At 46.3% G+C, this 2686-nt stretch carries 1 protein-coding gene; it reads right to left on the bottom strand.

The window, feature by feature from the left end:
- Positions 1 to 7 precede the first annotated feature (7 nt).
- A complete protein-coding gene (locus IBX50_RS19440) occupies positions 8 to 2290 on the bottom strand; it encodes an STY4851/ECs_5259 family protein (RefSeq protein WP_292258051.1) in 2283 nt (760 codons plus the stop codon).
- Between the last annotated feature and the right edge of the window lie 396 nt (positions 2291 to 2686).

The raw sequence follows: 2686 nt of genomic DNA, 5'->3' as shown, positions 1-2686 counted from the left end.
AAAAATATTACCCGAAAATCAGTTGGTTATTAGTTTCTGGATGGGCACTAGTTAGGCTACTACTGTTTATTAGTTCTGCAGCATAGCGATAAATCGTCAGCTGGCGCAGCAGCTGTGATGTTTCTATGCGCAAGCGAACCTGGGCATCCTGGCTGTCACTGCAACTTAATAGCGAAAGAATCTCGTCATAAAGAGAGTATAAGCTGATTTCAACAGGCTTATTACTGGATAAGGTATAGCGGAAAACACGACGCACAGGCGTACCACATCCCATGAGTTCCAACACCAGATGGAAGGTTTTCTGCCCTATTGCAGCAGATCTTAACCAGATTGTCATACCCAAAATTTGGTTTAAAACCAAATTATTTCTCTTGAGAGGCTTCCCTTCAGCATCCAGCACAGTGACACCAGTTAGCGGATAGGGAATTCTGATGGTAATGGGGTCTGCGGATATCTTTGGATCTGTCACTTCAAGTAGAAGCCTTTCCGGATGCTGCCCGACCTTATCGTCTAACAACAAATGGATTTCACCTGCTTTGCTCACTTGCTGAAACTGCACATTATCATTAGCCAGATAATACGACATGGCCGCTGATGTGGTTATCACGATACGGGCCGGGGTATTGGCCGAGGCAGCAATAGCTGTTACCCTAAAATCTCTGGGCAAAACACCCAATTTACGACGGGCAATAACCTGCCCTTCGTTGCCCAAAACTTCGACGTTCAAAGCCCCGTAATGATTGAAGTTAATCAGACTGCTCAGTGTTTTACCGTTAATTCGATAAGCCGCTGCGGGTTCGTGACTCCCATCGTTGTTACTCATTACACAGTGCGGCCACCCTTTCCAAGCAGATACAGGTAAGGTACTTTCCAAACACTGAGCACCACGAAATACGGGAGAAAGCTGGTTTTGGCTGCTTGAGGGTTCTATCAGGAAAAAGCTGCCATTATGAGAAATCCGAACAACTTCGGTAACGCAATACCAGCGACCAAATGAAGTTTCTGCTAACGGAGATAGTACAATATCATGCTGAAAATTCGGTGGCAGATGCAGCAGCAGCGTATCTGCTTTGCTTTTAACCGAGGCGCAACCTGTAAGCAGGAGTTCAGTCTCCTGCTTCTCGAAGACAACGGGTAGTCCTGCCCAGTCAATAACACTGTCCTGAATTTCCATATTCGGTAAGATCTGACCGCCACTGGAGCAAACCAGCCTTAAAACCTGCTCCGGATGTTTTCGCCGAAGCCTGATACGTTCTTTGGGCAACCTGATCCGGAGTCTATTACCATCCACCTCTCCATACGACACGCCAAGTCGCAGCAGCATCTGCTCCCCTTCGTACAGAGACAACTCTATTCGGGTTGTATTGAGTGCAACCTCACCAAGATCAACATCCAGCAACGGTGCCAGCTGAACCTCAACTTCAAGCTGAGCAGTGCTTAAAACATCAGGGAGTGCACCATGCCCAACTAATCGGTGCAAACAGGTAAAATACAGAGCCTTCTCTTCCTGTTGTTTACGCTCCGCCAGACGTGTACCCGCGTCTTTAAGCCACTCATTAACCAGACTTTCGCCATTATCTGCTTCAAGAGGAAGTGGGAAGGCATCCCGCCATTCAGGATTATAAAGATTGAGATACGCGGCCGGATCATTCTGCTGGTTAAGCTGATGCCTCTCAGCTAACGACATCAGAGATTCAACAACCTGTGCCAGCAACTGATATTTCTCGATATTGCGAAAAACTGTAGGAAAATACTCTCCATAATCTGCCATGAGCTGACTCAGATCCCGCCCTGATGAACGGTATTCGTGATAACGCTTTAACCCCCCTTTAATAGCCCGGCCAAAACCATGCTGATCATTACTCAATAGAGACCAAGGCAAACCGCCCTCTGCAAATAAAGAACCTAAATAATCATTCTGACCGTTATCTCTTTGGCGCAGTGGCCGTTGCCAGACATCTAGCCCATTTAATACTAAGCGTGTACGCTCAGCAGGCGACAATGTAAGTTCCAGTGTGTTTTCAAAACCTTGCCATGACCACTTGGCGTCATATTCTCTTCGGAACTTCTCTGCAACATATAAGCAAAAGCCAGCAGCCCAATATAAGCCAAAAACCGGATGATCTTTTTCATCGTGGTGCAAGCTGAGCAAAGCAGCAAGCATGTCGAACTCAGTATCTTTGGTGCTGTACTGATAAAGGGGAATCCCCTTTGATTGATTAGTGCCACGTTTCTCCAGAAACCTTACAAAAAACGTTTTTAGCTGCCCCTTTCCTGATACCGAATCCATGAGCAAACCTCCTTTTTAATCCATCCAGTAAATCATTAGCGCTAGCCCAGATTTCTCATAGGGCATAAAAGAAAACGGCAGGAGTTGTTATATTTTATAAACATTACCTATCACGCAAATAATCCTGCAATCTGTCTTGTAGGGGTGCACATACAAGAATCAAGAGTGGCCCAACAATAGCAGCGACCGTAAAGATCGTGGTCATTGGAACCCCATTCAGGTAGTCGATGATGCCCATGGTTAAATCCTCGTGAACCTCATATATCCGAGTATATCACAAAAGCCGCCAAGTCAAACAAGGCGGCTTTTCCCGGCGTTCACCATCAAGCCCTAGTCCAACTAGTGCCATCTTTGGTGTCTTTTAACAGGATGCCTTGTTCTTCCAGTTCCTTGCGG

The sequence above is a fragment of the Marinospirillum sp. genome, from assembly GCF_014859565.1.
Note: the sequence above shows the minus strand (reverse complement) of the source record. Positions and strands in the feature narration are given on the sequence as shown.